The 24,559-nt window shown below is 72.6% G+C and carries 19 protein-coding genes; 9 read left to right on the top strand and 10 right to left on the bottom strand.

Annotation, left to right across the window (positions count from 1 at the left end):
* Nucleotides 1-407 precede the first annotated feature (407 nt).
* Nucleotides 408-1,499: a hypothetical protein gene (locus tag HGB44_RS12535; RefSeq protein ID WP_061078135.1), complete on the top strand. Its 1,092-nt coding sequence runs from the start codon at nt 408-410 to the stop codon at nt 1,497-1,499.
* Nucleotides 1,500-1,674: 175 nt separating this feature from the next.
* On the opposite strand, the gene HGB44_RS12530 is transcribed toward HGB44_RS12535, so the two are convergent.
* Genes HGB44_RS12530 through HGB44_RS12515 form a run of 4 tightly spaced genes read right to left on the bottom strand, consistent with a single transcriptional unit; the run spans nt 1,675 to nt 5,722 of the window.
* Nucleotides 1,675-2,070 carry a DUF3592 domain-containing protein gene (locus HGB44_RS12530; RefSeq protein WP_061078134.1) on the bottom strand — a complete coding sequence of 132 codons (396 nt, stop codon included), beginning with the start codon at nt 2,068-2,070 and terminating at the stop codon, nt 1,675-1,677.
* Nucleotides 2,071-2,086: 16 nt separating this feature from the next.
* Nucleotides 2,087-2,752, bottom strand: a complete 666-nt coding sequence (locus HGB44_RS12525) for a TetR/AcrR family transcriptional regulator (RefSeq protein ID WP_061078133.1) — start codon at nt 2,750-2,752, stop codon at nt 2,087-2,089.
* Between the two features lie 50 nt (nt 2,753-2,802).
* On the bottom strand, nt 2,803-4,911 hold the full coding sequence (locus HGB44_RS12520; RefSeq protein WP_061078132.1) for a YhgE/Pip domain-containing protein: 2,109 nt from the start codon (nt 4,909-4,911) through the stop codon (nt 2,803-2,805).
* Nucleotides 4,898-5,722: an ATP-binding cassette domain-containing protein gene (locus tag HGB44_RS12515; protein ID WP_061078131.1), complete on the bottom strand. Its 825-nt coding sequence runs from the start codon at nt 5,720-5,722 to the stop codon at nt 4,898-4,900. Before HGB44_RS12515 ends, HGB44_RS12520 begins: the two co-directional genes overlap by 14 nt.
* 199 nt (nt 5,723-5,921) lie before the next feature.
* On the opposite strand from HGB44_RS12515, the gene HGB44_RS12510 reads away from it, so the two are divergent.
* Nucleotides 5,922-6,698 carry an endonuclease V gene (locus tag HGB44_RS12510; RefSeq protein ID WP_061078130.1) on the top strand — a complete coding sequence of 259 codons (777 nt, stop codon included), beginning with the start codon at nt 5,922-5,924 and terminating at the stop codon, nt 6,696-6,698.
* Between the two features lie 51 nt (nt 6,699-6,749).
* Here the strand turns inward: HGB44_RS12510 and HGB44_RS12505 are convergent, their stop codons facing one another.
* Nucleotides 6,750-8,189, bottom strand: a complete 1,440-nt coding sequence (locus HGB44_RS12505; protein ID WP_061078129.1) for a GuaB1 family IMP dehydrogenase-related protein — start codon at nt 8,187-8,189, stop codon at nt 6,750-6,752.
* Between the two features lie 225 nt (nt 8,190-8,414).
* On the opposite strand from HGB44_RS12505, the gene HGB44_RS12500 reads away from it, so the two are divergent.
* A complete protein-coding gene (locus tag HGB44_RS12500; protein ID WP_061078128.1) occupies nt 8,415-9,365 on the top strand; it encodes a CDP-alcohol phosphatidyltransferase family protein in 951 nt (316 codons plus the stop codon).
* Nucleotides 9,366-9,469: 104 nt separating this feature from the next.
* Here HGB44_RS12500 and HGB44_RS12495 read toward each other — a convergent pair whose 3' ends face one another.
* Nucleotides 9,470-10,597 (bottom strand): acyltransferase family protein, encoded by a 1,128-nt coding sequence (locus HGB44_RS12495; protein ID WP_061078127.1) that lies wholly within the window; start codon nt 10,595-10,597, stop codon nt 9,470-9,472.
* A 492-nt stretch (nt 10,598-11,089) separates the two neighbouring features.
* On the opposite strand from HGB44_RS12495, the gene HGB44_RS12490 reads away from it, so the two are divergent.
* Together HGB44_RS12490 and HGB44_RS12485 are read left to right on the top strand one after the other, a co-directional pair.
* Nucleotides 11,090-12,862 (top strand): amidohydrolase, encoded by a 1,773-nt coding sequence (locus tag HGB44_RS12490; RefSeq protein ID WP_061078126.1) that lies wholly within the window; start codon nt 11,090-11,092, stop codon nt 12,860-12,862.
* A gap of 6 nt (nt 12,863-12,868) precedes the next feature.
* Complete coding sequence (locus HGB44_RS12485; RefSeq protein WP_061078125.1) at nt 12,869-13,639, top strand: M48 family metallopeptidase; 771 nt, start codon at nt 12,869-12,871, stop codon at nt 13,637-13,639.
* A gap of 145 nt (nt 13,640-13,784) precedes the next feature.
* Here the strand turns inward: HGB44_RS12485 and HGB44_RS12480 are convergent, their stop codons facing one another.
* Nucleotides 13,785-16,142, bottom strand: a complete 2,358-nt coding sequence (locus HGB44_RS12480) for an elongation factor G-like protein EF-G2 (RefSeq protein ID WP_061078124.1) — start codon at nt 16,140-16,142, stop codon at nt 13,785-13,787.
* Nucleotides 16,143-16,335: 193 nt separating this feature from the next.
* On the opposite strand from HGB44_RS12480, the gene HGB44_RS12475 reads away from it, so the two are divergent.
* The 3 genes from HGB44_RS12475 (at nt 16,336) to HGB44_RS12465 (ending at nt 20,003) form a co-directional block, all read left to right on the top strand.
* On the top strand, nt 16,336-17,793 hold the full coding sequence (locus HGB44_RS12475; RefSeq protein ID WP_061078123.1) for a CPBP family intramembrane glutamic endopeptidase: 1,458 nt from the start codon (nt 16,336-16,338) through the stop codon (nt 17,791-17,793).
* Nucleotides 17,794-17,810: 17 nt separating this feature from the next.
* Nucleotides 17,811-18,602 carry an alpha/beta hydrolase gene (locus HGB44_RS12470; RefSeq protein ID WP_061078122.1) on the top strand — a complete coding sequence of 264 codons (792 nt, stop codon included), beginning with the start codon at nt 17,811-17,813 and terminating at the stop codon, nt 18,600-18,602.
* Nucleotides 18,603-18,671: 69 nt separating this feature from the next.
* Nucleotides 18,672-20,003, top strand: coding sequence for an MFS transporter (locus HGB44_RS12465; RefSeq protein WP_210751545.1), 1,332 nt, complete (start codon nt 18,672-18,674; stop codon nt 20,001-20,003).
* 162 nt (nt 20,004-20,165) lie between these two features.
* Here the strand turns inward: HGB44_RS12465 and HGB44_RS12460 are convergent, their stop codons facing one another.
* The 3 genes from HGB44_RS12460 to HGB44_RS12450 form a co-directional block, all read right to left on the bottom strand.
* Nucleotides 20,166-21,131: a coiled-coil domain-containing protein gene (locus HGB44_RS12460; RefSeq protein ID WP_061078121.1), complete on the bottom strand. Its 966-nt coding sequence runs from the start codon at nt 21,129-21,131 to the stop codon at nt 20,166-20,168.
* 241 nt (nt 21,132-21,372) lie between these two features.
* Nucleotides 21,373-21,927, bottom strand: a complete 555-nt coding sequence (gene def / locus HGB44_RS12455) for a peptide deformylase (RefSeq protein WP_061078120.1) — start codon at nt 21,925-21,927, stop codon at nt 21,373-21,375.
* A 148-nt stretch (nt 21,928-22,075) separates the two neighbouring features.
* Nucleotides 22,076-22,891: a nucleotidyltransferase domain-containing protein gene (locus HGB44_RS12450; RefSeq protein ID WP_061078119.1), complete on the bottom strand. Its 816-nt coding sequence runs from the start codon at nt 22,889-22,891 to the stop codon at nt 22,076-22,078.
* 901 nt (nt 22,892-23,792) lie between these two features.
* Between HGB44_RS12450 and HGB44_RS12445 the strand changes: the two genes are divergently transcribed.
* Nucleotides 23,793-24,470: a sirohydrochlorin chelatase gene (locus tag HGB44_RS12445; protein ID WP_061078118.1), complete on the top strand. Its 678-nt coding sequence runs from the start codon at nt 23,793-23,795 to the stop codon at nt 24,468-24,470.
* Nucleotides 24,471-24,559: the final 89 nt, after the last annotated feature.

Below are 24,559 nucleotides of genomic sequence, written 5' to 3'. Positions count from 1 at the left end.
CGTCCCGGCCCGCCTGTGCGCGGTCTCGTGTCCCGCGGGCTGCGTCCGTGGGGGTCTCGACACGGGACGTACCGCAGGGTAACCACAAACGCGGCGTTTCGGCGTGGGGGATCGTATCTCGCCGTTGAAACGCTGAAATATCGGGTGGTGGGGGCAGTCTGCCATGGGAGGCGAGAATGTCCACTTCTCGGGTGACTGGTAGGGGTGTTTCCTCCTGTGAAGCATTGTGACAATAGGGCAAAGGTCACATATGGCGGAGAGTATGGCAAGTCCTGCTCCGGGTGACCGGCATCTCCCTCCCCGGAGCCGGTCGCCGTCGCGCGATGTCCGCGTTCGGCACGCGCGTCGGCGCCGCGCGTACTAGCGTTGCGTGCCGGATGGAGAGCACTGCGTGACGGGGGATGTGCATGGGCCAGCCGCTGGACGGGAGACCGGTCGCCGTGGAGGCCGCGGTCGCGGGGGTCCCGCTGCTGGTGGTCTGCGCGGCGGCACTCTACCTGGGCCTACAGTACCGCCGCTACGGCCGTCCGCACGGCTGGCCGGGCCTGTGCACCGCGGCCGCCCTGGCCACCGCCGCCGGTCTGGCGGCGTACGCGGTCTGGCCGCTGCCCGCCTCCGTCGACGGCCTGTGCGTGGATCCCTCCGGCGACGGCTGGTCCGGCCCGGGGACCCTCCCCGCGTCAGGGGCCGAGGCGGGGCCCCTCGCCCTGTTCCTGGCGGTCGGCCTGCTGGCCCGGCACCGCTTCCGCCGCGGCGCCGCGGTCACCGTGCTGACGGGGGCGGCCCTGGCGGCTGCCGTGGTCGCCGTCCGCGCCACCGGCCTCCTGGGCCTGTACCCGTGCGCCTACGCCGGGGCTCCGTCCGGGCTCGTGGCATGGGGCGCGGCCGCGACCCTGCTCGGCTGGCTGCTCGCCCGGTGGGCGCTCCCGCCCGGGTACGCCCGGGGCTGGCCCGCGGCCGTCGCGGACCGCGCCGTGCCCGGGCCGGTGCGCAGGCTCACCGGCGCCCTGCTCGACCTGGGCCTGTGGTGGTTCGGCGCGGCGGCCCTCGCCGTCCTCGCGCACGCGCTCGGCGTCGCGGGACCGGGAACCGGGACGCGTACGGCCGCCCTGTCGTGCCTGGTCGCGGTCCTGCTCGCGATCCCCGCGCTGGCGCGCCGCGATCGCGCCACCCCGGGGGCCGCCTCGGTGCGGTTGGCGCTGCGCGAACGCGGGCACCCGGCTCCGGCGGCCCGCTGGCGGGTCCTGACGCGCATCTGCCTGCTCCAGGGGCCCGTCGCCGTCCTCCTCGCCCTGGGCCTGCCCTGGTACGCGCTCGCCGTGGCCGCGGTGCACGTCAGCAGCGTTCTGGTCCGGCCCGACGGCGCGGGCGTGGCCGACCTGCTGTGCGGCGTGCGCGTGTGCACCCGCGCCACCCTGGACGGCGCCCTGCCCTCACGCCTGGTCCGCTACTCCGCCCCGCCCGGGGAGCCCGCGGCCGCGGGCCGGAGCGGTGGGTGAGGAGCGAAGCCGGGTCCCGAAGCACCTGTGGCCCGGTGGACCGACCGGAAACGTTGCCCGTGTGACCAGAGGGCCCCTGAACTGGATGATCTTGTACTTGTAGCGAGGCTCGACGGCCGAGGCGCGCTACAAGTACAAGATCACGGTGCGTGGGGCGGGTTTCCGGTCGACGCGGTCAGCGCCAGGCCAGGTAGCCCAGCAGCAGCCCCGTGAGCACCAGGACCGCGCCCAGACCGCCGAACAGCACCCGCACGTAGTGCGACAGCCAGGGCGCGGACACGATCCGGGCCCGCTCGGGCGTGTCGGGATCGTAGGCGACGGTCACGATCTCCCCGGCGCGGGAGGCCGTCCACCCGGTGTTCTCGTGCTCGGCGTGCACCTCGTGCCCGTCCTCGGTGCGGAACTGCACGATCATCCGGGAGGCCGTGGAGGTCTCGTGGTAGCCGATCACGCGTCCCTTGGCGCGCATCCCGTGGCGGCGCAGCCGCAGTTCCAGACGTGTGTCACGCGTCACCGCCCAGAGCATGACCACCCCGGCCAGGAGCGGGATCAGGGGATAGAGGGTGGCCATGGCGCAGTACGTCCTCTCAGGTGTCCGGGGTGCTCGCCCGGTCGGGGGAGACAGCGGGGCCGACCAGGCCGCCGACCATGCGGGCCAGCGCCGTGTGGACCTCCTCGACGGGGCGCTCGGGCTGGAGCGTGCGCCAGTCCAGGGCCACCGTCACCACCATGCCGAACAGGGCGGACCCCGCGAGGCCGGTGTCCAGGTCCGGTCGCAGCGCCCCCTCCGCGGCCAGGTCGTCCAGCAGGCCGGTGATGACCCCGATCGCCTCGGTGCGGATCTGGAGGACCGTGGCGTACCAGGCCCGGTTGGTCCGCCAGGCCTCCGCCATGAGCAGGCGGGCCAGGGACTCGTGCTCGCCGATGAACACCACTCCGGCGCGCAGCACGGCGGCGAGCGCCTCGCGGGGGGCGGTGGCGGCCCCGGGAGGGGGCGCCGCGTCCTTGAGCGTGTCGGCCAGCCGGGTCACGCCCCACTCCATCAGGGCCGCGTACAGCTCGCCCTTGCCGCCGAAGTTGTAGTAGACGGTGCCCTTGGCCACCCCGGCGCGCTCGGCGATCTCGTCCACGGTCGTGGCGCCGTACCCCTGCTCGGAGATCAGCGTGACCGCGGCCTCGAACAGGCGCCGCCGGGTGGCCTCGCGGCGGCCGCTCACGGGGTGGTCGGGCGTGCTCGCACTCATCCGGTCCATTCTCGCCCATACTCGTACAGGTCGCGCCATGTCCGCAGCCCCGGCGCACGTCACAGCTTCAGCGTCGGATGGAGCGCGCCCATCGTCCACACGCGCTTGCGTTCCACGGTCCACCACGTGAGCAGGAGCGGAACCACCAGCCACAGCGCCATCACCCCGAACGCGGCCCGGACCAGGTCCGGATCTCCGCCGCCGATCATGTGGCGCAGCGCGGTCACGCCCCAGTGCAGCGGCAGGAACGGCCCCACGGCCTGGAAGAAGGCCGGGCTGGTCTCGATCGGGTAGGTTCCGCCCGCCGAGGTCAGCTGGAGCACCAACAGCGCGAGCGCCACCACCCGGCCCGCCGCACCGAAGGCCACGTTGAGGTACTGCACCGTCGCGGCGAACGCGGCGGCGGTCAGCACGAGGAACGCGATCAGCAGCGGCCAGTTCCCCGCCTCCAGCCCCAGCAGCAGGTGCAGGGCGACCATCATGACCAGTACCTGGCCGACGCCGAGCACGAGCGGGGTGATCCGCCCGGCGAGCGCCACCCGCCAGGAGGGGGCTGAGGAGGCCAGGGCCCGCGAGGACAGCGCGGGCAGCACCATGAACACCACCATCGCGCCCACCCACAGTGACAACGGCACGAAGAACGGCGTGAACCCGGTCCCGTAGTCGGGCGCCTCGTTGGAGACGGCGCTGTCCAGCCGCACCGGACGGCTCATCGTCGAGGAAGCGTCGTCGCGTCCCTGCTCGGAGTAGGTGGGGACCTGCTCCGTGCCCTCGTCGAGCCCCTCGGCGAGCTCGTCGGAGCCCGAGGCCAGCTCCTCCAGGCCCGAGTGCAGCTCGTCGGCGCCGCCGCTGAGCTCGCCCAACCCCTCGTCGAGGTCCCCGGCGCCGTCGGCGGACTCCGCCAGCCCGTCGCGCAGCTGCGCGGACCCCTCGGCCAGCTCGGCCAGGCCCTCGTCGAGTTCGTCGGCCCGGTCCCGTGCGTCCTCCGCCCTCTCCACCATGGCGGGCAGGTCCTCCGAGAGCGCGGCGGCCTCCGCGCTCAGCGCTGCGGCGTCCTCGGCGGTCCCGGTGATCGCGTCGCGGTTGTCCTGGACGAACCCGGCCGCCGACCGGGCGGTGCCGACGGCCTCCTGGAGGTCGCACAGCAGGGTGTACAGGTCGGGGTCCGAGGTCTCCAGCTCGGGGTGTTCCTCCAGGTAGGACGCCAGGCGCCCGTCCACCTCCTCCAGTGCCGCGGTGTCGACCTCCGGCAGCTCCTCCAGGGCCGCGGACAGGGCTCCGGTGACCTCGGCGGCGTTCTGGGCGTGCTCCTGGAGGGAGGGGATGTCCTCCTCCAGCTGGGGGAGCCACTCGTCGGCCAGCGCGTCGAGCTTCTCCACCTGGGCCGAGACCTCCTCGGAGGCGGTCGCGGCGCCGCTGGCCAGCTCCTGCGAACCGGCGTACAGCTGGTCGAGGCCGCCGCTGAGCTCCCCGGCGCCGGCGTGCGCCTCGCCGACGCCCCCGGACAGTTCGGAGGAGCCCCCCTCGGCCTCGTCCGCGCCGCCGGAGAGCTCGTCGGCCCCTTCGGCGGCCTCCTCGGTCCTGTCGTGGATCTCGTTGAACCCGAGGAAGATCTGGTCCAGGTAGCCGTTGATCGCCGACGCCGCGGCGGCCTCCTGGATCTCCCGGAACGCGCTTCCGGCCAGCTGGCGGACGATGAAGCTGTTGGAGTCGTTGTAGTGCGCCTCCAGGGTCGCGGGGGAGGGGGACTCCCGGTCGCGGGAGGGCGAGGTCAGGTCGGCGCTGAAGTCGGAGGGGATGGTCAGGGAGACGTAGTAGGTGCCGTCGGCGACACCGCGCGCGGCCTCCCGGGCGTCCACCGGGTGCCAGTCCAGGTCCCCCCGCTCCAGGAGGGTGTCGGTGAGCTCGCCCCCGGCGTCGACCTCGCGGCCCGCGACCTCGACCGGCTCGTCCTCGTTGACGAGGGCGACCGGCAGGCGCTCCATCCTGCCGAAGGGGTCCCAGAACGACCACAGGTACATCCCCGAGTAGAGCAGGGGGATGAGCAGGAGCGCGGCCAGCGCGGCCGCGGGCAGCGGCGAGCGCAGGAAGGAGCGCACGGTCAGCAGCCCGAGCCGGGGCACCGCGAGGGGGCGCACGAGCGGGCGCGAACGCCTACGCCCGGCCACGGTTGCCGCCCTCCTCCCGGCCGCCGCGCAGGATGTCCAGGCCGACGTGGCGGCGGTGCCGCCCGCTGCGACCCCCGGTCCCCGGGTCCGCGGCGGTCGCGCCCGCGCTTCCGGCGGCGGTGCCGGTTCCGGAGTCGGCCGGGTCCCCCGCGTCCTGGCGCAGCGGGATGGGCCCCTGGGTGTCCGGCCCGGCGACCTCGGACAGCTCGTCGGAGTCGGCGCAGGTGGCGACCACCGTCAGCCCGTCGTCCGACAGCCCCTTGAGGGTGCGCCACAGGTCGGCCTGGTGCCCGGGTTCCAGGCCGCCGTCGACGTCGTCGACGGCCAGCAGCCGGGGTTCGGCCAGCAGGGCCAGGGCCAGCCCGAGGCGGCGCCGTTCGAGCATGGACAGCTCCCGCACCAGCGACCGGCGGTCGAGCCCGCCCAGCCCCGCGGCGTCCATGGCCTCGTCGGCCAGGCTCCGCGCGGCGGGGCGCATGCGCAGCAGCAGCCCCTCGGACAGGTGCTCGCGGACCCGGAGCCGCTCGTCCAGGGGGTTGACCTCGTCCATCAGCCCGAGCGAGCTGATCCGGCGGACCCGGCGCGCGTGCCGGGGCAGGGCGTGGCCGTCCACGTACAGCGTCCCCTCCGAAGGGCGCATCCGGCCGGTCAGGGTGAGCAGCAGGGCGCTGCGCCCGCCCCCCGAATCGGCACGGAAGACGGTGAGCGTGCCCGGCCGGGCAGTGAACCCCACCCCCGTGTACACGGGGCCCTCCCGGGTGGCGAGCCCGACGCCCTCGGCCTGTACACGAGCTCCGGTTGCCCGACGCATCCCTCGTCTCCTCCGGTTTTTGAACTGACCAGTCAGTGCAAAACTGCGAAAACCACCGTACAGCGCCCATACGCCTCCTCCGGGCACCGGAAGCTGTGGAGTGTCGCACAGCGCTGCCGCCAGCTTCCGGGCACCGCGCTCGACCGGGTAATGGGATTGGATGGAGGGCGCGTACCACCGAACGAACGGGAGGATCGGGATGTCGGAGATCTCCGAGCGGGTCGCGAGGGCCCTGGACGATCCGGAGAACTGGCCCCGCGACCCCAAGGAGGCCGTCGCGCTCCAGCGCAGGCTCGCCGACCGGGTCCGCGTGGAGCCGCTGGACGTGGACGCGGTGCGGCTGGTGGCCGGGCTGGACGTCAGCTACGCCACGGACAACACGGCGCTCTCAGCGGCGGCCGTGGTGATGGACGTGCGCACCCTGGAGGTGGTCGAGTCCGTCGCCATCTCCTCCGAGCCGTCCTTCCCCTACATCTCGGGGCTGTTCGGGTTCCGCGAGTCCCCGCCGGTCCTGGAGGCGCTGGGGCAGCTCAAGGTGACCCCGGACGTGTACCTGTGCGACGGCTTCGGCCTGGCGCACCCCCGCCGCTTCGGGGTCGCCTGCCACCTGGGGGTGCTCCTGGACCTGCCGGTGGTGGGATCGGCCAAGTCGGTGCTGTTCGGCAGGCACAGCGTGCCCGGTGAGGAGCGGGGGTCGTGGACGCCGATGGTGGCCGGGCGCTCGGAGGTGGTCCCCGACTCCTTCGCGCTGGCCGACCAGGGCAAGGAGGTCCTGGGGCGCGTGCTGCGCACCCGCGCGGGGGTCAAGCCCGTCTACGTGTCCGTCGGCCACCGGGTGGACCTGGACGGTGCGGCCGACCTGGTGCTGCGGCTCTCACCCAAGTACCGCGTGCCCGAGCCGGTCCGGCACGCCGACAAGCTCTGCGGCGAGCACCGCAAGGCGGTGCTCGCCGCGAAGGAGGGCCGGACCGACTGACCCTGGCGGGGAGTCCCCGGCGCCCGGAGCCCCGGCCGAGCCCGGGGGCGTTCACCAGCTGGTGGGAACCGGGCGCCCCTCGTTGTACCCGGCGGCGCTCTGCACGCCCACCACGGCGCGCTCGTGGAACTCCGCCAGCGAGGAGGCGCCCGCGTAGGTCATCGAGCTGCGCACACCGGCGACGATCTGGTCGATCAGGTCCTCCACGCCGGGGCGCTCCCGGTCCAGGTACATGCGGCCCGTGGAGATGCCCTCCTCGAACAACGCCTTGCGGGCCCGCTCGAACGGGGAGTCCTCGGCGGTGCGCAGCCGGACCGCGCGGGCCGACGCCATGCCGAAGCTCTCCTTGTACTGCCTGCCCTCGGCGTCGCGCATGACGTCGCCCGGCGACTCGTAGGTGCCCGCGAACCACGAGCCCACCATCACGTTGGACGCGCCCGCGGCCAGGGCGAGGGCCACGTCGCGCGGGTGGCGCACGCCGCCGTCCGCCCACACGTGCCCGCCCAGCTCGCGCGCGGCCCCGGCGCACTCCAGCACGGCGGAGAACTGGGGGCGGCCCACGGCGGTCATCATGCGGGTCGTGCACATCGCGCCCGGGCCCACACCGACCTTGACGATGTCGGCGCCCGCCTCGATCAGCTCGCGCGTGCCCCGGGCGGTGACGACGTTGCCCGCCACGACCGGCACCCGCGGCGACAGCGCGCGCACCTTGGAGACCGCGGTCAGCATCTTCTCCTGGTGGCCGTGCGCGGTGTCGATGACCAGGGTGTCCACCCCGGCCTCCAGCAGCTCGGCGGCCTTGCCCGTCACGTCGCCGTTGATGCCGACGGCGGCGGCCACGCGCAGGCGGTCGTCCGCGTCCACGGCGGGCGTGTACAGGGTGGAGCGCAGCGCGCCCGTGCGGGTCAGCACGCCCACCAGCGCGCCGTCCCCGTCCACGACCGGGGCCAGGCGGTGCCGGAAGTCGTGCAGCATCCCGAACGCCTCGCGCGGCTCGGTGCCCGCGGGGATGGTCATCAGCTCGGCGGACATCACGTCGCGCAGCTGCGCGAAGCGGTCCGTGCCGACGCAGTCGGCCTCGGTGACCACACCGACGGGCCTGCGGTCCCCGTCCACCACGATCACGGCGTTGTGCGCGCGCTTGGGCAGCAGGTTGAGCGCCTCGCCCACGGTGCTGGACGGGTTGAGCGTGATGGCGGTGTCGTAGACCAGGTGCCGCCTCTTGGTCCAGGAGACGACGTCGGAGACCACCTCGAAGGGGATGTCCTGCGGGATGACCGCGACACCGCCGCGCCTGGCGACGGTCTCGGCCATCCTGCGCCCGGCGACCGCGGTCATGTTCGCCACGACCAGCGGGATCGTGGTGCCGGTGCCGTCCGGCGACGACAGGTCCACGCTGAGCCGGGAGCCCACGGAGCTCCGGTTGGGGACCATGAACACGTCGCTGTAGGTCAGGTCCTGCTGGGGTGCCTGGTCGTTCAGAAAACGCAATGCCTCTACCTCGGTCGAGACCGAAGGGGGTGGACCATCCGCCGCATGCCGCGCGCGGCCGCCTGTTGATCCCCCTCTTACCGGTCAAGTATGCCGTCACGAATTAGGTCGGTCGACCCCCGATCTGGCATGATGACCCGGATTCCCGCCGACACAGCCTCTCCCCGCCCCTGTCAGCGCGTCGTCGAGCGCCGGGGCCCGGGTGGGCGTTCCTGGAGAGCCCGCATGCCGCGTTTCACTTTCGCGCAAGTCAAGGAAGAGACCTACAAGGCGAAGGACGCCTGGTGGACGGTCTTCCTGGTGGACCCTTTGGCCGGGCGCCTCGTCGTCTGGACCGCGAACCGCACCAACGTCACGCCCAACCAGCTGACGCTGGGAGCGGGGGTCTTCGGCCTGCTCTCCATGCTGTGCTTCGTCGCGCCGGTCCTCGTACCGGGCGCGGAGGGAGCCGGCTGGGCCTGGCTGCTGGCGGGCGGACTGCTCTTCCACCTCAGCTTCGTGCTGGACTGCATGGACGGCAAGATCGCCCGGCTCAAGGGCACCGGCACGGTCTTCGGCGGCTGGGTGGACTTCGTCTTCGACCGCATCCGCTTCTTCGGCTGCGTGATGGCGCTGCTGATCGGCCAGTGGCTGCTCACCGGACACGAGGTCTACCTGATCGCGGCGCCGGTGGTGGTCTTCTTCGACCTGCTGCGCTACCTCAACGGCCCCCAGGTCGCCAAGACCCGCCGGACCATGAACGCGACCCTCGCCGAGCTGACCGGTGACACCGACCGGCTGGCCGCCGCCCAGCGCGAAGCCGACCCCGAGGACGAGGACATGGGTGAGGCCCCCGCCCGGCCGGGCGCCCCGGCCCCGGCCGGCCTCTACCCGCGCGTGCGCGACCGGCTCCTGCGCCACCGGGTGCGCCCGCACCTGTTCAGCGGCATCGAGTTCGAGATGTTCCTGTGCGTGGTGGCTCCGGTGACCGCGCTGGTCTCCCTCTTCACCCCGCTGAACAGCCTGATCATCCCGGTCGCGGTGTTCTCCGTCCTGGCGCTGGCCTTCTTCGAGCTGGTCCTGGTGCTGCGGCTGTGGAAGGACACGAGCAGATTCGAGGTGCGCCGCCGTCAGCTGCTGGCCTCGGGCGCCGTCCCCGGTGCCGCCGCGGCCCCGAACACGACCGGCGGGAGCTGAGCCCCGCCCTCCGGCCGCGGGGACGACACGGGAGGGGCGGGTCAGCGCCGATGCGCCGACCCGCCCCTCCCGTGTCCGTTGCCGCCCCCCGCGGGGGATCCGGGTCAGACCCCGGCCTTCTCCTTCTCCCGCGCGCCGCCGTCGCCGTTCCCGGCGCCGTTCGGCGCGCGCAGCGCGGAGTCCTCGCGCAGGAACCACGTCAGCTGCGGTTCCACCGCCCAGCGCATGCCCGCGCGCACCCACGGGGTGCACAGCAGCAGGGTCACGCCCAGGGCCGCGAGGATCACGACGGTCATCTCCATGACACCGGACAGGTGGCCGTACCAGGGCAGTGCCTGGAAGAGGACGATCACCACCGAGTGCCCCAGGTACACGTACAGGGTGTAGGCCCCCAGGGGCGTGAACCAGGTGCGCTGCTTGGGCATCAGGGCCAGGACCGCGAAGGTCATCACCAACGCGAGGACCATGAACCCCATCCGGAGACCCAGGCTGGGCAGGATCGGGTCGATGTCCCGGTCTGTGAGGCTGCTGCTCCAGAAGAGCCAGGAGCGGCTCATGTGTTCGGAGATGGGCACGGCCAGCACCGCCGTCACGCCCAGCACCAGGACGGAAGCAATCCGCACCCACAGCCTGTCCAGGTAGGCGAAGTGCTCGCGCCGCAGGCAGAGACCGAGGACGAAGAACGGGAGGAAGCTCACGACGCGGCCCAGTGAGAGCGTGCCGCCGAGACTGGCCGTGGCACCGAACACCGAGATGGCCACGGCGATGAGTACGGGCCAGCGCAGCCGCTTCCAGATGGGCACGCTCAGGCGCCACAGGAACAGGGCGACCAGGAACCACAGGGCGTAGGTGGGCTGGAGCACCGACATGGAGTCGGGCAGGCCGCCCCGCTCCACGGCGTAGATGGACTGGTGGATGGTCCAGAAGACCAGGTAGGGGACCAACAGTGACAGGACCAGCTTCTCCACCCGCTTCGACGAGGCGTCGAAGGAGCGTGACAGGTACCCGCTGATCATGATGAACGCGGGCATGTGGAAGAAGTAGATCCAGTAGTACAGCGTGCTGGCTGGCCCGTAGTCGAGTGAGCCGATCGCGTGGCCGACGACGACCAGGGCGATCAGGACGAACTTGGCATTGTCCAGACGGGCGTCACGGCCTGGACCCGGGGCCGCCGTGGTGGGGGCGACCGCGCCGTGCCCCGGTTGCTGACGCTGGGATGCCGGACTGGTCATGGATGAGGCCACGAGTGGACTCCGAGATCATCTGCTTCTGGGACGTGTGTGCTCTCTTCCGGCCGTGCACGCGGCCCGTGGGCCGACCGTGGGGCCGGAACGCGGGTGGCGCGGTGCCGCGTGGGGCGCGAGGGGGACACCGTAAGGTCGGATGAATGAACATGTGCTGCGTTACCTTACTGTGATGTAGCAAAGTATGCCAGCGGTTCTTCGGAGATCGGTGGAAAGCCGCCGGAACCCTGCCTCGGTTGAGGTGAGGTTGGGGCTCGTGAAACATATGTGACACGAACGGGGCTCGGTGGGGGGTAGCTTTCCGTGTGCAGACACTAACCCATCCGCGCCACCGCCTTCCACAGAGGGTGACGGGTCCGGTCTGCTCCGGACCCGACCGGTGGAGGTCGCGCGGCTGACTGTGTGGCCGCGGCGGGCGCGCCGCTAGGCTGCTCTCGTCAGACGGGCGGTTCCGACCCGGTCGAGATACGGAAGAAGGCGGTGGAAGCCGTGCCGCACGCGGTGGACCCCAATCGTGCCGCTCAGCACGGGAACGTGGTCATGCGACTCCTCGACGAGCTCTTCCCGCTCGTGGAGGGGTTCTACGTCGACCTGCACAAGAACCCCGAGCTCTCCCACGCCGAGCACCGCACCGCCAGCGGTGTCGCCGAGTGGCTCACCCGGACCGGTTACGAGGTCCACAAGGGTGTCGGGGGGACCGGCGTGGTCGGCATCCTGCGCAACGGGCCGGGCCCCACGGTGATGCTGCGCGCCGACATGGACGCGCTCCCGCTGGAGGAGAGGACCGGGCTTCCCTACGCCAGCACCGCCCGCGCCGCCAACGACGAGGGCGCCGAGGTCCCCGTCATGCACGCCTGCGGGCACGACGCCCACACCGCCTGCCTGGTGGGGGCCGCCGACCTGCTCTCGGAGACCCGCGACGAGTGGGCCGGGACCGTGATGGTCGTCGCCCAGCCGGGAGAGGAGACCCTCGACGGGGCGCAGGCCATGCTGGAGGACGGACTGTTCGACCGGTTCGGCCGTCCCGACGTCATCCTCGGCCAGCACCTGGGTCCGCAGCCCGCCGGACTGATCTCCCACCGCGCAGGGGTCATCCTCGGCGCCTCCAACTCCTACCGCGTGCGCGTGTACGGGGAGGGGGGCCACGCCTCCCAGCCGAACACGACCGTGGACCCGGTGCTCATCGCCGCGAGCATCGTCACCCGCCTCCAGGGCGTGGTCTCCCGCGAGGTCAGCCCGAGCGAGATGGCGGTGCTCACCGTCGGCAGGATCCAGGCGGGGACGAAGGCCAACATCATCCCCGACGAGGCCTACCTGGAGATCAACACCCGGGCCCTCAACGACAACGTGTCCGCCCAGTTGGAAGAGGCCATCGGGCGGATCGTGCGCGCCGAGGCCGCCGCCTCCGGAGCCGCCCGCGAACCCGAGATCGAGCGCTTCCAGGGCGCGGGGGTCACCCGCAACGACCCCCAGAGCACCGCCGACGTGGCCGCCGCGCACCACGCCTACTTCGGCGACGAGTACGTCATCCACCTGCCCGACCCGTTCCCGGCGACCGAGGACTTCAGCTACTTCGGCCTGCCCGGTGACCCGCAGCCGATCCCGTACGTGTTCTGGTTCGTCGGCGCCACCCCCCACGACGTGTGGGAGGCCGCTCCCGGCGACACCCCGTACGAGAAGATGGGCAACGTCCCCAGCACCCACTCACCGTTCTTCGCGCCCGCACGGGAGCCCACCCTGCGCGCCGGGCTCGCCGCGATCACCGTGGCCGCGCTGTCCTACCTGGGCGACGACAGCCCGAAGGCGGCGGCCGAGGACACGCCCAACGACGCCTACGACAGCGCCTACCTCGCCTCCTCCTGGCCCGCTCCGGACGAGGAGCCGGCCCAGTCCTCCTGGCCCGCTCCGGACGAGGGCCGGGCCCAGACCTCCTGGCCCGCCCCGGACGGGGACCCGGCGCAGTCCTCCTGGCCCGCCCCGGGCGAGGAACGGGTGCAGTCCTCCTGGCCGGCTCCGGGCGAGGACCGGGCCAAGTCCACCTACGACGCCGACATGGACGCCGTGATGGAGGCCCAGGACGAGGAGCACCGGCAGGAGTGGCGCGACGGCAAGACCGAGGAGTCCACGCTGTCCGCGGACATGGCCGCGCTGCTGGAGGACGACGACCGGCCGCGCCCGCCGTCGGGCCCCTCCTACGGGGGTCCGCCCCCGCCCCCCGACGACGACCGGCCCGGCTCCGAGTACCGCCTCTGACCACGGATGGGGGAACGCCGGCTACGCCATCCCCGGGAGATCCCCCTTCTGGTCGTGTGCGTGGGGGTGACCGTGCTCGCCGTCGTGGGCGCGGTCAGCCGCGCCTACTCGGGGGAGCCCAACGAGCCGCTGCTCCTGTTGAGCATCCCCGCGCTCGTGTACTTCGTGCGCGGCCAGCTGTACGCGCGCCAGCGGGTCAACGGGGTGCGCATCACCGAGCACCAGTTCCCCGAGGCGTACCGGATGGTCGCCGAGGCCGCCGCCGCGTTCCGCATGCGGCAGGTGCCCGAGGCCTACGTCGTGCTGGGCAACGGCGAGCTCAACGCGTTCGCCTCCGGGCACGGCTTCCGGCGCTACGTGGCCGTCACCAGCGACCTGTTCGAGGTGGGCGACCGGTTGGCCGACGCCGACACGCTGCGGTTCGTGATCGGCCACGAGGTCGGCCACATCGCCGCCGGTCACACGTCGTTCTGGCGTCAGTTCGGGATCTCGGTGGCCAACGTGATCCCCGGCGTGGGCACCAGCCTGAGCCGCGCGCAGGAGTACACCGCGGACAACCACGCCCACGCGTTCTGCCCCGAGGGCATGCAGGGGCTGCGGGTACTCGCGGCGGGCAAGTACCTGTACCCGGCCGTGGACTTCCACGACATCGCCGACCGCGCCCGCACCGACACGGGCTTCTTCGTGCTGCTGGTCAACCTCCTGTCCAGCCACCCCGTGAACACGTTCCGCTTCGCCGCCCTGGCCGACCGGACCAGACCGGGAAGGGTCTTCTAGCGGACTGGCCGAAACTGTTGCTGGTGCGACACGAGGGTTCTGATCTGCGACGATCTTGTACTTGTAGCGAGGTTGGGTGGTCGAGACCCGCTACAAGTACAAGATCACAGGGGAGGGGCCGGGAGAGTTCCCCCTTCCCCCGGCCCTATCCCCCCTTGCCCCGACCCGCCAGCCGCGCCGCGACCTGCGCGGGCAGCGGCTCGTGGCGCACGTACTCCCGGCTGAACACCCCCGTGCCGTGCGAGACCGAACGCAGTTCCACCGCGTACCGGGTGATCTCCAGCTCCGGCACCTCCGCGCGCACCACCGCCCGGCCGCCTTCCGCCGCCTCGGTCCCCACCACCCGTCCGCGCCTGGCCGACAGGTCGCTCAACACCGCGCCCAGATAGGCGTCGTCCACCTCCACGGACACCTCGTCCACCGGTTCCAGCACCGCCAACCGCGCCGCGGCCGCCGCGTCCCTGAGCGCCAGGCGCCCCGCCTTCTGGAAGGCCATGTCCGAGGAGTCCACCGAGTGCGCCTTGCCGTCGTAGAGCGTCACCCGGATGTCCACCAGCGGGTATCCCGCTCCCGCCCCCGACCCGGGCCCCGCGCCGTCTCCCGACCCCGGCCCCGCGCCACCCCTCACACCGGTCCCCGCCCCGACACCGTCCGCCATCTGCGCACGCACGCCCTTCTCCACGGACGGCACGAACTGGCGGGGCACCACCCCGCCCACGATCTCGTCCACGAACTCCAGACCCGCGCCCGACTCCAGCGGCTCCACGCGGATCCGGCAGACACCGAACTCCCCGTGCCCGCCGCTCTGCTTCACGTTCCTCCCCGTGCCCTGTGCCGGAACGGCGAAGGTCTCCCGCAGCGGCACGCGCACCTCCCCGGTTTCGACCCGCACCCCGTGCCGGTGCTCCAACCGGTCCAACGCGGCGTCCAGGTGCGCCTCGCCCAGGCTCCACAGCACCATCTGGTGGGTCTCGGCGTTCACCTCCACCCGCAGCGACGGGTCCTCCGCCACCAGCCGGGCCACCGCCTGCGACAGCTTGTCCTCGTCCCCCGAGGACGCGGCGCCCACCGCCACCGGCAGCAGCGGCCGGGGGAAGCGCCACGGCGCCACGCGCAGCGGGCGCTCCGGCTCGGAGAGGGTGTCGCCGGTACGGGCGTCGGGCAGCTTCGCCACCAGGCACAGGTCCCCGGCGACCACCTGGCCCACCGGCCGGTTCTCGCGGCCGAGCGGCACGGACAGCGCCCCGGTGCGCTCGTCGTTGCCGGTCCGGTCCAGCTCGTCCTGTCCGTTGAGTCCGCACGGGACCCCGTGGCCGTGCAGGTGGACACGGGTGTCGGGGCCCAGGGTCCCCGAGAAGACGCGCACCAGGCTCACCCGCCCCACGTACGGGTCCCCGGCGGTGCTGAGGACCTCCGCGACGAGAGGACCGTCCGGATCACAGGACAGCCCCGCCACCGGCTCGCCCTCCGGGGTGAACACCTCGGGAAACGGGCGCCGGGTCGGATCCGGGCACGACAGCGGCAGCTCACGCAGCAGCTCGCGCACGCCCACCCCGGTCGTGGTGCTGATCGCCAGGACGGGATGGAAGCCGCCCGCGGCGACCGCCTTCTTGAGGTCGTCGATGAGCAGGTCGGGGTCGAGTTCGCCGCCCTCCATGTAGCGCTCCATGAGGGCCTCGTCCTCGCTCTCGGTGATGACCTCCTCGATGAGGGTCTCCCGGAGCGGGCCCGCCGCCTCGCGCAGCCAGTCCGGCACCGGGCGCGCTGAGGGGACGGACGCGGGCCCGTCCCCTCCGGCGCGGTCGGAGCGCTCGGGGCGCCCGGGGCGCCCCGAGCGCTTGGAACCGCCGGCGCCGGCGGACCGGTCAGAGCCGTCGGGGCACCCGGAGTAGTCGTAGTACCGCTCGGAGACCAGCCCCCACACACCGACCACCCGGCGGTCGTCGCCCGTGCCCTCCACCGCGGGGACGTAGGCGGGGTGGACTCCCGGACCGAAGGCCTCCCGGCACTGGGCGACCACCTCGTCGTAGTCCGCGCGCGGGTGGTCGATCCTGGTGACGGCCACCGCCCGGGGCATGCCGACGGCGGCGCACTCCTCCCACAGCACGCGGGTTCGGCCGTCCACGCCCTCCAGGGCGGACACGACGAACAGGGCCGCGTCGGCCCCGCGCAGCCCGGCGCGCATCGCCCCGATGAAGTCCGCGTACCCGGGCGTGTCCAACAGGTTGACCTTGACGTCGCCGACCATGAGCGGGTTGACGGTGAGGTTGACCGACCGCCCCTGCCGGATCTCGACCCCGTCGTGGTCGCTGACGGTCGTGCCCTCCTCGACGCTGCCGGGGCGGCCGATCTCCCCGGCGGCGGTGAGCAGTGCCTCGACCAGGCTCGTCTTACCGGCGCCGGACGGTCCGACCAGCGCGACGTTGCGGATGTTCCGGGGCCCGTCGGCCCTCGGTACGGCTCCGGCTGAGGCTCCGGTTCCGTTGACGTTGCGATCTGCCATCCCTGCTACCCAGCCCTTCGGGGTCCGAGCGGTGGCCGCACCGAACGGGCAGTCCGTCCACGATGTGACCTGTGCCACTTCTACGGTCGCCCTTCTCGGGCCGCACGGCAAGAGGTGGTCAGGGGGCGGAACAGCCTGTGGATGAAATACGGCATGTGCACTATGACTTGTTTCGGACCCCTACTATTGCCCCGTGCCATGGTCGGAGTCTCTCCCTCAGTTCAGCCTCGCCGGGACCGTTCTGACGGTCCTGCTGCTCCTCTTCGCGGCGCTCGGCGAACCCCTCCTCGGCAGGAGGGCGTTCACGTGGCTGTCCCGTAGACGCGACGGCGACGCGCGGGCCCTCACGCTCCTGCACGCCGTCACCATGGGGGTCCACGTGTTGTGGGGCCTGGTGGTCTTCGGGGTGCTGCTGCTCTCGCCGAACCTGGTCGCCGCGGACCTGGGTCTGCGCCTGCCCGACGCGTGGGGGCCGATCGCGGGCGGCGCCGTCGGCGGCCTGCTCGCCCTCACGGTGTTCTGGCTGCTGGTCAACGGACTCCCGAAGGGGCCGCGGCGCTCCAGCCGCGGCCGCGACCGCGGCGGGAGAGGACAGGGCGCCCGGGGCAGGGGCGCCCGCGGGCGACGCTCCGCCGCACCGCTCCACCTTCCCGAACCCGAACGCGACCGGGGGCTGCTCGCACCGCGCACCACCGCCGAACGGGCGATGGCCGCCGGGGTGGCCGTCACCGGGGGCGTGTTCGGGGAACTGCTCTACCGGGGCCTGTTCATCCTCCTGGTCGCCAGCATGGGCGTGCCGCTGTGGATCGCCGCCGTGCTGTCGGTGCTGCTGTTCTCCGTCGCGCACCTCTACCAGGGCTGGTGGGGCCTGGTCAGCGCCGGCGCGTCCGGCACCCTCTTCACCGTTCTGTACCTGGGGACCGGAAGCGTCTGGGTGCCGGTCCTGGTCCACGTGGCGCTCAACCTGCGCTCCCTGGTCTTCCCGCCCGCCGACGTCCGCGAGGCGGGGGAGCGGGAGTACCGCGAGGAGGAGGACCCCGACGCCTACGACGAGTACGACGACCACGAGTACGGCTACGCGGACGACCACGAGGACGGACCCGCCACCGGGGAACCGCCGTTGACCGAGGCCGAGGTGGCCGGGGACACGGCCGGGGGCACGGACACGGCACCGCCGCCCGCGCACCTGGGCCCGGGGACTCCCGCCCACGGGACCCCGTCCCACAGAGCCCCGTCAGGCTACGGCGACACCTCCGGTCACAGCGGTGCCTACGTCTACGGGGACCTCCCGGACCGGGGCGGGAGTTTCGGCCACGGAACCCCCTCCGCCCACGGCGGTGCCCCCCAGCAGGACCGGCAGGACCTGTACAGCGGCCTGTCCACGGGGGGACCCTCCTCCGAACACGGCGACCACCTCGGTGGCGGAGGTTCTCCCGGCTACGGTGACCACTTCCGCGGCGACGGCCCGGCCGGTTACGGCGGCCCGTTCCCTCCCCACCAAGCTCCGGGAGACCTCTCCCACGACGTCCTGGGCGGCGAGCGCCGCGACGAGGGGCACGCGCAACGCCGCATGTACCCGGACGAGTGGATCGACCGCCGTTACGGTGACGGAAACACCACACCGGGGTCCGCCCCCGACCGCTGGAGCTGATCGGGCACGATGGTGGGGTGTCCGACGCTATCGACCACCCTCGCGCCCAACCCCGTGAGCACCGCTACCGGCTGACCACCTCCGACGGGGTCGGCATCGACGCCGTGCTCCTGCGCGGCACCGGGTCCCGCACCACCGCCGTGATCCTCGCCAACGGGTTCACCGGTACCCACCGCAACCCGAGCACGCGGGCCGTCGCCGACGCGCTGCTTCCCTTCGGTGACGTGATGACCTTCGACTTCCGCGGCCACCACGGCTCCGGCGGGCTCAGCACCGTCGGCAACGCGGAGATCCACGACCTGGAGGCCGTCGCCGTCCGCCTCCGGGAACTCGGCTACACCTCCCTCTCCTCCGTGGGGTTCTCGATGGGCGCGGCCGTCGCGATCCGGCACGCCGCCATCTACGGCGGAATGGACGCGGTGGTCTCGGTCAGCGGCCCCAGCCGCTGGTACTACAGGGGGACGCGCGCCATGCGGCTGCTCCACCTGGGCATCGGCCACAGAGCGGGACGCCTGTTCCTGCGCAGCTTCCGCAAGGTCAGGGTCATCAACCGCGAGTGGGACCCCATGCCCGCCGAACCCCGGGAGGTCGCCGGGGAGATCTCCCCGACGCCCCTGCTGGTCGTGCACGGGGACTCCGACGCCTACTTCCCCGTCTCCCACGCCACCGCCATCCACGACGCCGCCCGGGAACCGCGCGACCTGTGGATCATCCCGGGGATGGGGCACGCCGAACGCGCCGTGACCCCGGAGCTGACCGCGCGCATCCGCGACTGGCTCGTCGGGAGGGTCGGCGGCGAGAACGGCTGAGAGGGGCGGCTGAACAGGGCGGAACGGCGCCGCGTCGACAGGTGCGCGCGTGTCGACTAGAAAGGACGGATGATCCGATCTCGTTCGTCCTCATCCGGGAACGGAACACCGTCGGACGCGGCCTCGGCCGGGGCCGCGTCCGACGACAGCACCACCCCGCCCGCCCTCCCCGGCCTGCGCGGACGGGGTTTCGCCCTGCTCATCGCGGCGACCGCGATCGGTCTCTGCGGCTTCGCGGCCGTCCTGCCCCTGGTCCCCCTGTGGGCCACCCGCGGCGGCGCGGGCGAGTTCGGCGCCGGAAGCACCACCGCCGCCTTCATGCTCACCACCGTGCTCACCCAGCTCGCCATGCCCTGGCTGCTGGAGAGGGGCGGCTACCGCTGGGCGTTCCCGGTCGGCGCCCTGGTGATGGGACTTCCCACCCCGCTGTTCGCCCTGACCGCCGACCTCGGCCCGCTGGTGGCCGTCTCGGCGGTGCGCGGCGTCGGCTTCGGCATGGTCAGCGTCGCCGGGACCGTGCTCGCCGCCCGCCTGGTCCCGCACCACCAGGTCGGCCGGGCCACCGGCTACTACGGGCTGGCGGTCGGCCTGCCGCAGGTGCTCATCCTGCCCGGCGGCGTGGCGCTGGCCCTCAACATCGGCTTCGACACCGCGTTCTGGCTCACCGGTCTGTGCTCGGTCCTGGGCGGGGCCCTGGCCTGGGGCATCTGGTACGCCGACGGCGGCCGCAACCGGTCGGCGCTGCGGAGCACGGTCCGGCCCGCCGTCCCGGGTTCCAGCCCGGCCCCGGGCGCCGACCCCGGCCCGGAGCGCCCGCTGCTGCGGGCGCTGGCGGCGCCGCTGGTGCTCATGCTGCTGACCGCCTCGTCGGCCAGCGCGGTCATCACCTTCCTGGCCATTCCCCTGGCCCAGGCGGCGTGGCTGGTGGGCGGAGCCCTGGCCGCCTACGCGCTGGCGGTGGTGGTCGGCAGATGGACCGCCGGGATGCTGCACGACCGCCACCGGCGCACCCTCCTGCTGCTGCCGGGCATGGTCGGCGCGGTCGCGGGGATGGCCCTGGTCACCGCCGCGCTGTGGTCGGTCGGGGACACCCCGGGAGCCGGGACTGCACTGCTGGTGCTCCTGGGAGCGGCCGTGTTCGGCCTCGGCTTCGGCGCGGTCCAGAACGAGACCGTCACCCTCATGCTGAACCGCGCAGGCCCGGCCGGGTACGGACGGGCCAGCGCGGTGTGGAACATCGGCTACGACGCGGGTTCGGGAGCGGGGGCGATGGTCCTGGGGCTGCTGATCCAGCTGACGGGCTACGGGCCCGCGTTCGCGGTCACGGCCGCGGCGCTGCTGGCCTCGGTGCCGCTCGCCCTCGGCGGGCGTGCGACGCGCGGAGCCCGCTCCCGCAGCTGAGCCCGGCCGCCCGGCAGCGCCTCGGACGGCCGGTGCCGTGACCGCGAGGGACCGCCGCGGCCGGGCCCCTCCGCCGTGGTCCTGTACCCGTAGCGCGCCTCGACCGTCCAACCTCGCCGCAAGTACGGGACCATCGCGGTTCAGGCCCGTTTCCGGCGTCCACTAGTACGACGAGATGTGCACGTGGTCGTAGTGGTTCTGGGTGTTGTCGCCGCGGTCCTCCATCCACTTCCACTGACGCGACGCGGAGTGCCAGATCTGCTGCTCCCAGATGATGTACTTGATGCCCAGCCGGTCGGCGTTGTCGATCCCGAACTGGGAGATCTGCGAGCCCAGGGACTGGTTCTCCGCCGAGGGCACCGCACCGCCCGCGCTCATCATGAAGTCGCAGGCCTGTCCCGAGCCGTGGTCGTCGGCGCTGGAGCGCAGGCAGCCGACCGGGTAGGGGGCGCCGAAGGTCTGCACGATCTCGTCGCGGATCGCCGCCATGCGCGGCGTGGCCCCGTCCCAGCCCCAGCCCTTCGCGCTGGCCGGGATGGTGCCGTTGCCCGGGGTCTCGGGGATCTGCTCCGCCTCGTACTCCTCGATCCTGGCCTCGACCTCGTCGCGCTCCTCCTCCAGCGTCTCGATGAGCTCCTCGGCCTCGGTCAGCTCGGTCTGGAGCTCCTCGTTGACCAGGGCGGCCTCGTCCCGCGTCTGGATGAGGTCGGAGATCTGCTCGGACTGGCTCTGCCCGAGGTAGCTCAGGGTCGCGGCGTCGGCGAACATGCTCTCCGGGTCGCTGGAGAAGATCACCTGGAAGGCCGGATCGATGCCGCCGCTCTTGTACTGGGTGGAGGCGATGGTGGACACGCCGCTCCGGGAGGCCGCCAGGCGCTCCTCGACCTCCTCCAGGTCCTCCTCGGCCTTGTCCACACGCTCCTTGATCTCGTTGAACTGGAGGAGCTCTCCGTCGTAGCTCTCCTCCAGCTCCTCGGCCCGCCGGTTCAGTTCGTCGATGTCCACCTCGTCGTTGTCCGGCTCCGCCAGCGCCGTTCCGGGCAGCGCGACCAGCAGGGTCGCCGCCAGGGCGGTGAGGGACAGAGCGGCACGCCTGCCGCGCGTGAATGAGGGAGAAGTGGGTGTCATGTCTGCTCCGAGGATGGTCCGAGCGCATCCGGTTGGCCTGCGGCATGTGACGGGGGCGCCGCGGCGACGGGAGATGCTCAGCAGACCATACGAGATCTTGGCGTTACGTGCCTAGTGCGTTACTCACGTGACTTGGGAGACTGCGCGGGGATGTGTCCGAAGATACCCGCAGCCGGGGACCGGACCGGACCCCGGCCGACCGTCCCGGAGCCTGCCCACCGGACCGGAGCCGGGAGGGGCGTCAGCTCGCGCCGCCGAAGGCGCTGGGCAGCCGCACGCCCGCGGGCTCGGGAGACTCGGCCGGCATGAACCAGTCCGAGCGGCGGATGTCGCGCAGGGCCCGCTTGCGGGTCTGCGGGGCCAGGCGCTCGATGTAGACCATGCCGTCGAGGTGGTCGGTCTCGTGCTGGAGGCAGCGGGCCATCAGCCCGGTCCCCTCCACGGTGACCGGTTCGTTGCGCAGGTCCACGCCGGTGACGACGGCGCGCTCGGCCCGTGCGGCGGGGTACCACAGCTGGGGGACCGACAGGCAGCCCTCGTCGCCCTCCTGGACCTCCTCCGACAGTTCGGCGATCCGCGGGTTGATCACGTAGCCGAGCCGGCCCTCGACGTTGTAGCTGAACACGCGCAGGCCCACGCCGATCTGGTTGGCGGCCAGGCCCGCCCGCCCAGGGGCCTCGACCGTCTCCAGGAGGTCGTCCACCAGCGCCTGGGTGTGCTTGTCGAACCGGGTGACGGGGGTGGTGGGCGTGACGAGGACGGGGTCGCCGAAACGGACGATGGGGCGCATGGTCATGTGCCCCAGGGTAGTCGGGAGCGTGCTCCTGGCGGTACGCAAGCGGAGGATCCGGACCCCGGCGACCGCGGGGAGAACTCCTCCGGCCCGTCCACGGGCGGTTCGGGCCGCGGCGGCCCCGGTGGTCCCGGCGGTGGCTCCGAACGGCTCAGGCCGCGGCCAGGCCGGGGCGCAGGGAGTCGTCCAGCACCATCTCGATGTAGTCCAGGGCGGCCCTGCGCCGGGCCAGCGCGCTCTCGTACAGGGAGGGCGCGCTGACGTTGCGGCGCACGCGCAGGCACTCGTTGACGATGCGCTGCCACCGGTCGGGGAAGGCGTGCAGGGCGTAGGCGCCCGCGCCGGTCTTGGAGGTGATCTCCCCGGTCTTGAGCGTGAAGTGCAGGCGGCTGACGCTCAGCACGCTCCAGGAGGGCGCCAGGGAGCCCAGGACGGCCAGGCCGCGGGGCGTGACCAGACGGCCCGCCTTCTCGCGCCAGCGCCGCCACTGCTCGTCCAGGGAGCCCAGCGACCAGGCGCGCAGGCTCTCGGGCTCGTCCCACACGTCCAGTTCGAGCGGGTGCGGGCCGCGCACGGTCACGCCGTGTTCGGCGAGGATGTGCCACGTGACGGGGTTGACGTCGGCGCTGGCCCGGCTGCGGAACCGGCCGCCGATCACCGAGGCGACCGGGCCGCAGGCCGAGGGGTCGCGGGTGAGGTCGTCCCAGGTGACGTGGACGCCGTTGAACTGGGGTCCGGTGGCGGCGGCGCGGGTGCGCGCGTGGACGCGCCGCAGCAGCTCCAGCTCGTGCCTGCCGGGCGTGTGACCGGTGACGATGACGAAGTCGACGTCGCTGGTGTGGGGGCGGAAGTCGCCGAGGGCGACCGAACCGGTCAGGTAGAGGCCTTCGACCAGGCCGGGGGCCTCCTGGTCGGCGTGCGCGAGAAAGGTCTGGGCCAGCGTCTGCACCCGAGGGTGGACGGCCATGCTCACTCCAGTCTGGATGGTTCGGTGCGGATCTGGGGGCGCGGCCCGTCCGGAGGTGGGGAGTCCGGTCGGGCGGCGGCCCGGAGCGTTCCCGCGGCGGGTGCCGCCTGCGGGTACGCGCTCCATCTGTACCAAGTGTGAGCGGGCCGAGGGGGTCATGGCAAGTGATCACGCCGGACCCGCATCCTGTCCCCCCACGTCAGGTGGTGTGCGGTTATGGAGGCTTGGAGGAGTGCACACCCTTGACGACAAGGGGTGAGATGTGCAAAGAGTCTGCTCGCGCGCGTGCGGGGCGGTCGGAACGGCCGGAACCGGGACGGCGCCGCACCGGACCGGACGGGGACCGGGCGGCGGCCGAACAGCGGCCGGACGGCGGCCGGACGGCGGTCGGAAACGGTGCGCTCCGAGGAGAAGCGAAAATCCGCGTCCTCTCAGGCAGGGCGGCTGCCGCACATTCCGCAGCACGTGCATCCGCACCCGGCGAATGCATGAGAAAAGCTTTGCCGGGTATTTCTCTAGAGAGGTCCGGACGAAAGCGGATATTCGCCCGTCTGGGAATGGGATGTGGTGTCCGCCATGTCCTGCCGGGGGCCGGCGCCGGGGTGAGGAGGGAGAGGCGGATCGTCGGGGCAGGTGGGGGATGTCGGCCCTCTCGGGGACAAGGATAGTCCCCTTCGCCCTCCGGGCCCCGTGAGTCGTACGCCACTCTCCCCGGAAGTGGACACGCCCCGTTTTTTAGGCGATTGTTATGGTTCACGGAGACTCTCGGTGGTCATAACCACCACAGCCATTGTTCGCTTTTTTCCTCCGCGTAACACGGCAGAACCCCCGTGAAACTGAGCCGCTTTACGCTCGGCGGGCAAGGGCAGTTCTCCCCCCAGATGTACCGAAGGAGCCGTGCATGGTCCCGACGATGGTCCTCGTAGCCGACGACTCACGTGACACCCACCGCCGGGAAGCCCTGTGGGGCCTGGCCGAGGCTGTGGCCAGCAGGGGAGAGGTGCCGGTGACCCCGGCCTTCGGCAGCCCCGACGACGTCGCCGCCACCGTCCACTCCGTCCGGGGGCCCAAGGTGGTCGTCCCCGCGTTCGTCGCGGGCGGCGACGTCGCCAGCGCCCACCTGCTCTCCCGGCTCGACCTCGGCCGTGTGCGCGACTCCTGCCAGACCCCGCCGCTGGGCGCGGTCCCGTCCATCGTCGCCGACCTCGCCGGACGGCTGGCCGACTCCGGCTGGGGCTCGTCCGACGGCGTGGTCCTGGCCGCCGACGGCACCACCGGGACCGAGGAGCGCCAGGTCGTCATGGACGTGGCTCGCATGCTCAGCCGCCGCCTCGACTCCCCCGTCCAGGTGGGCTACCTGCGCACCTGGGCGCCGTCGGTGCTGGACGCCGTCGACCGGCTGCGCCGCCACGGCCAGGACAACGTCGCCGTCGCCGCGTGGAGACTCGTCGACGGCCCCGACTTCGACCTGCTGCGGGGTCTGGACGTCACCGCGATCACCGAGCCCCTGTGGCCCTCCGAACTGGTCGTGGACACCCTCCTCGCCCAGCACCGGGCGGCCAGGAGGCGCCTGGCCTGAGGCCGCGGGTCCCGACGGACCGACACCGAAGGTGACACCGCCGACCGCACGGGTGATCGGAGGAGTTCGGGACGCCGCGGTGCCGTTAC

Source organism: Nocardiopsis alborubida (genome assembly GCF_012396365.1).
Taxonomy (GTDB): Bacteria; Actinomycetota; Actinomycetes; order Streptosporangiales; family Streptosporangiaceae; genus Nocardiopsis; species Nocardiopsis alborubida.
Note: the sequence above shows the minus strand (reverse complement) of the source record. Positions and strands in the feature narration are given on the sequence as shown.